This is a genomic window from Gemmatimonadota bacterium (assembly GCA_016209965.1).
Classification (GTDB): domain Bacteria; phylum Gemmatimonadota; class Gemmatimonadetes; order Longimicrobiales; family RSA9; genus JACQVE01.
The window spans coordinates 1-5047 of sequence record JACQVE010000020.1 but is presented as its reverse complement, the minus strand read 5'-3'; the positions used below and the strand labels follow the sequence as shown (position 1 = coordinate 5047).

General features: G+C 70.2%; 6 protein-coding genes. 1 reads left to right on the top strand and 5 read right to left on the bottom strand.

The annotated features are described in order from the left end of the window. The 3 genes from HY703_01015 to HY703_01005 all read right to left on the bottom strand — a co-directional run. On the bottom strand, positions 1-807 hold an 807-nt coding region (locus HY703_01015), incomplete at its 3' end, for a sodium-dependent transporter (GenBank protein MBI4543759.1). Positions 808-871: 64 nt separating this feature from the next. Further along, positions 872-2194, bottom strand: coding sequence for a glycine--tRNA ligase (locus tag HY703_01010; protein ID MBI4543758.1), 1323 nt, complete (start codon positions 2192-2194; stop codon positions 872-874). Positions 2195-2359: 165 nt separating this feature from the next. Beyond that, positions 2360-3442, bottom strand: a complete 1083-nt coding sequence (locus tag HY703_01005; GenBank protein MBI4543757.1) for a glycerate kinase — start codon at positions 3440-3442, stop codon at positions 2360-2362. A 43-nt stretch (positions 3443-3485) separates the two neighbouring features. On the opposite strand from HY703_01005, the gene HY703_01000 reads away from it, so the two are divergent. Further along, entirely contained in the window at positions 3486-3863 is a 378-nt protein-coding gene (locus HY703_01000) for a hypothetical protein (GenBank protein MBI4543756.1), read from the top strand. Between the two features lie 21 nt (positions 3864-3884). Here HY703_01000 and HY703_00995 read toward each other — a convergent pair whose 3' ends face one another. Next, positions 3885-4286: a hypothetical protein gene (locus HY703_00995; protein ID MBI4543755.1), complete on the bottom strand. Its 402-nt coding sequence runs from the start codon at positions 4284-4286 to the stop codon at positions 3885-3887. Between the two features lie 210 nt (positions 4287-4496). Then, complete coding sequence (locus HY703_00990) at positions 4497-4832, bottom strand: hypothetical protein (protein MBI4543754.1); 336 nt, start codon at positions 4830-4832, stop codon at positions 4497-4499. Positions 4833-5047: the final 215 nt, after the last annotated feature.

Genomic DNA, 5047 nt, shown 5'->3' with positions numbered 1-5047 from the left:
GAACACCGTGCACAGCACCATGATGCCGGCCAGCAGCGAGACCGTGTTATTGCCAATGCCCAGCATGAAGGCGTTCAGCGCCGTGTCCTCGTTGCGCCGCAGATACACCGCATACGCCAGGATCAACCCCCAGCCCGCGCCGGTATCCCACGCGTTCTGCGTCAGTGCCTGCAGCCAGACCTGGTAGCTGGCTAGGTCGGCAAGGCGCGGCGTGAAGAGGAAGGCGAGGCCCCGCCCCGCATCCGGCAGGGTCACCGCCCGCACTGCCAGTACAATGACCAGCAGGAAGAGCATGGGCATGAGCACGCGCGCCGCCGCCTCGATCCGGCGCACACCTCGCGCCACGATCCACACCCCCAGCCCCACGGCCAGCGCCTGGAAGAACACGGCGCTCCAGGAGTAAGCAAAGTCCTGCCACACCGCTCCGGGCGCCGCACTCGCCAGCTCGCCAGTCAGGGCGGCCCAGAGGAAGCGCATGGTCCAGCCCATCACGACGGCGTAGTAAAACATGATGGCAATGGCCGTCCACGCCACCCATGCGCCCATCCAGGCGAAACGCCGCCCCATCATCCGGGCAAAGGCGCCCACCGGGCCGTAGCGCGTCGCCTTCCCCATGGCGAACTCGACCAGGATCAGCGGCACCGACCAGGCCAGCAGGAAAACTGCCCAGGCAACGAGGAAAGAGCCTCCGCCATTGGACGCGGCCATGCGCGGAAACCGCCAGATGTTGCCCGTGCCCACCGCCATCCCCAACATCGCCGCCATCATGCCCCAGCGGCTGGTGAACTGCTGGACCCGCTCGGTCAAGCCGCGCCTCCTTTCCCTCGATCCCGATCCCCTTCCCGTCTACTTCCGGACGCGGCCATACCTCCTATCCCCCCACCCGCTCCTGCACGTACTCGACGACTCGCCCCGCGCCCACGCGCGACTGCCGCAGCGTGTCGCGGTCCCGCACGGTCACAGTCTCGTCCTCCATGCTCTGGCCGTCGACCGTGATGGCAAAGGGCGTCCCCGCCTCGTCCTGCCGGCGGTAGCGCCGGCCGATCGAACCACTGTCATCGTAGAAGGAGGGGACGCCAGCGGCACGGAACGCCTGGTGAATGCGCGTCGCCATCTCGGGCAACCCGTCCTTCTTCACCAGTGGGAAGACCGCCACCTTGAGGGGCGCGAGTCGGGGTTGGAGCGATAGTACGACGCGCGTCTCGCCCTCCACCTCCTCCTCCCGGTAGGCGTCCACCAGCAGCACCAGCAGGGTCCGGTCGAGCCCAGCGGAAGTCTCGATGATGTAAGGGATGTAGCGCTTCTGCCGGTCCACCGGGTCCACGTACTCGAGCCGTTTTCCTGAATACTCCTCGTGCCGGCGCAGGTCGAAGTCCGTGCGGTTGTGGATCCCCTCGAACTCCTGCCAGCCGAACGGGAACTCGTACTGGATGTCGATGGCACGCTTGGCGTAGTGCGCCAGCTCCTGCGGCTCGTGCTCGTGGAAGCGCAGCCGCTCCCTGCGGATCCCCAGCGACTCGACCCACCGCATTCGCTCCGACTTCCAGACCTCCAGCCACTCCTCATCCGTGCCCGGCTCGACGAAAAATTGCATCTCCATCTGCTCGAACTCGCGGGTGCGGAAGATGAAGTTGCCCGGCGTGATCTCGTTGCGGAACGCCTTCCCCACCTGCGCAATGCCGAAAGGGATCCGCTGCCGGCTGGTGGTCAGCACGTTCTGGAAGTTGACGTAGATGCCCTGCGCTGTCTCCGGCCGCAAATAGACCACGGCAGCCGCCGCCTCCACCGGCCCCATGAACGTCTTGAACATCAGGTTGAACATGCGCGGCTCGCCGAACGCCTGTGTCGTGCCGCACACCGGACACTGCTGCTTCCAGCGTACGTCCGGGTCATCGCCGCGGAAGCGGCGGTGGCAGTTCCGGCATTCCACCAGCGGGTCCGTGAACCCGGCCACGTGGCCGCTCGCGTCCCACACGCGCGCGTGCATCAGGATGGCCGCGTCCAGTCCCTCGATGTCGTCGCGCTCATGCACCATGGCGCGCCACCACGCCGCACGCAGGTTGTTCTTCAGCTCCACGCCCAACGGGCCGTAGTCCCAAACCGAGCCCGTCCCGCCGTAGATCTCCGACGACTGGAACACGAAGCCCCGTCGCTTGCAGAGCGACACCAGCTTGTCCATCAAGTCTTCCGGCATGCCGATCCTCCCGCTCCCGCTCCCTGTCCCGATCCGTTCCATTCCCGTACCCGTACCCGTACCCGCTCCTCCAATGCGCACCACTCTCGCCCCTACCCCGGGGTCAATCGCCGCAAAGCCCCCCGGCTTGGGGCACCCCCCTCCGCGCCCATGGCCGGCGCCAAGCTACCCCGGGCGCTGCGCGCCTGGCAACCGCGCTATTGCCTGGGCCACCAGCTTCTCCAGCCCCTTGGGCGAGAGCCATTCGCCCCCGGCGTCCGCGGCGGAAACACCGTCGGGCAGCGCCGCCTCGATGCGCCCGGCGACGACCAGCACTGGCTTGCCCTGCCGCCGCGCGCGCGCCACGACTTCGCCCGTGATCTTCCCCAGCGCGCTCTGCCTGTCGTAGCTGCCTTCGCCAGTCACCACCAGCTCTGCAGCATCCAGCACTGGCTCGAATCCCACCGCCTCGAGCACCCAGGTGCTACCCTCTACCAGCTCCGCACCCAGGAAAGCGATGGCGCCGGCGCCCAGCCCGCCGGCCGCGCCGGCTCCGGCCGTACGCGTGAGGTCGATGCCCAGGTCCTCCTGGATCCGCTGCTTCAGCACCGCCAGCCCTCGCTCGAGGACGCGGACACCCTCCGCGTCCGCACCCTTCTGCGGCCCGAACACGCGGGCGGCGCCGCCCGGGCCCAGGAGCGGACTGCGCACGTCGGCCAGGGCCGTTACCCGCGGCAGGCGCAGCGGAGCGGCCGGCGGGAAGATCCGCCCCAGTTGCAGCAGCCCCGCGCCGCCGCGCGGGATCGGCCGCCCACCCCCATCCAGCAGCCGCCAGCCCAACGCCTGCGCCATTCCGGCCCCGCCATCGATCGTGGCCGAGCCGCCCAGCCCCAGCACGATCCGCTCCGCGGCGCCCCCCGCCAGCAACAATTCGCCCAACCCGAAGGTGGTCGCCGCCAGCGGGTCGCGCGCCGGCTGCGGCACCAGGTGCAGCCCGCAGGCGTCGGCGCTCTCGATGAGGACCACGCCCCGCCCGCGCAGCAGCCTGGCGCGCACGGGCAGGCCCAACGGCCCGGTCACGCGCAGCCCACGCACTCGCCCGCCCCGTGCCGCCCGCACGGCCTCGATCAGCCCGGGGCCGCCGTCCGAGAGCGGCAGCTCCACCACCTCACGACCCGGCCAGGCACGGCGCACTCCCGCCGCCATGCTCCGGGCGGCCCGGCCAGCGCCCATGCTGCCCTTGAACGCCGTCGGCGCGACCAGGATCATGCCTGAAACAGATCACGCGCCCTTGATCGGCGCAAGCGCGCTAATGGCGCCTACCCACGACCTGGTCGGGCTCACCCGGGAGTACGAGGCTGGAGTGATCGAGGCGTATACGACTGTCTACGCCGGCGGCGCCAGTCGCGCCCGGCCGGCGCACGCTGGAGCGGTCTATGGCCCCTCCGAGCTCGAGACCGCCGTCAGGATCGAGCCGCGGGCCCGCTCCGCCACCCTTTCCCGACTCCCCGACTTCCAGGTCGCGGAGGGCGATCCCGACCCGCGGGGCTGGCCCGTGATCGGTGCGGCGGGCGGCGGCCGCTACAGCCAGGGTGGGCTGCCTGTTGGCCGCAGGTTTGGAAGCGGAAGTTGTACCGTGGGTACGCCGGCGCGTGGCCCGGATCCGCGCTACTTATGGTCGAGTTCGTAAGTAGGGTGACGAATTCGACCACTACTTGGCGCGGCGCGGCTCTTCCGTAGGCTCCTGCTCGGCCGGCGGGCGCCGGCCGGTCTCGATGCGGAACATGCCCATGTGCTGCGCCATGAACACATAACCCGCCCAGGCAACCACGCCGCCGAAGGCGGGGACGCCGGCCACCCCCAGGCTCACGCTGGTGCACAGCGCGCCGAACACGAAGAGCATGCCGGCCACGGCAAGCATTCCGAAATCCCGCTCGCCGTCCGCCAGCAGGCGGTAGCGCCGCACGGCCAGGGAGGCGCCCGCGCCCCCATAGCCTACCAGCGCAAAGACCATCAACAACAGTCGCAGGATCTCGGTGATCATGGCTCCCCCGCCACCCGTGCGCACCGCGTAATCGCCAGGCAGCCCGGCGCGATACTTGGTGCCGCTCACTCGCAAAGAGTTGCTCCATGGGACACCGGCCGCGGCCCGCTCGTTCCCTGGCTCGCCCGGCCCGAATTGCCGCCCGCTGCCGTATGCCGGCCGATTCCGCCGCTCGCGCGGCGGGCGTTCGGACGGCGTGCCCGCTTACCACGTTAGTGCAAGAATCAAACCCGGCCGGCGGCGGGCAAGGAGGCCGCCGGCTGCCCGCTCGAAAGAGAGTCAGGCGAGGGAATGGAGCAACTCGCGCAGCCACGCTTCCGGCAGCTCGTGGGCCGCGCCCACCAGCTCAGTACGCCCGGCGCCGCGCAGGTTGACGGGGCCGACCCGCGCGTCCGCCCGCGCAATCGGCCCCTCCGGTTGGAAGATCAGCCGGCCCTCGCAGCCGCCGGGCACCTCCCAGCTCTCGACCAGCACCCGCCAGCGGCCGCCCTCCGCCGAGAGCGGGCGGATCGTCACGGCCGAGCCCGAGCCGTCGCTCCCACCGCCCGGCCGCACGGGCGAGCGCCGCTCGTCGGGCAGATCGACGGCCCGGCTGTCCAGCACATCGAATCGCATGGCAGGCTGCTCCACAACAACAAGCGGCGGGGGCGACCCGCCGCTCGGGCATCCGGCTGCCGGCCCCGTGATCCGCGGCGGCCGGCCGAGCCCAATGGTGGTGCAAGGCTTGTGCCGAGACTAGAAGATCTCGATGCTCACGTAGCGCTTGGGCCGCTCCCGCACATCCGCGGCCAGGATCCGCACCTCGCGGACCGCGGCATACAGCTCGTTGT

Coding starts and splice junctions, on each gene's coding strand:
- HY703_01010 (MBI4543758.1), bottom strand. CDS start 2,194: ATGCCGGAAGACTTGATGGACAAGCTGGTGTCGCTCTGCAAGCGACGG.
- HY703_01005 (MBI4543757.1), bottom strand. CDS start 3,442: ATGATCCTGGTCGCGCCGACGGCGTTCAAGGGCAGCATGGGCGCTGGC.
- HY703_01000 (MBI4543756.1), top strand. CDS start 3,486: ATGGCGCCTACCCACGACCTGGTCGGGCTCACCCGGGAGTACGAGGCT.
- HY703_00990 (MBI4543754.1), bottom strand. CDS start 4,832: ATGCGATTCGATGTGCTGGACAGCCGGGCCGTCGATCTGCCCGACGAG.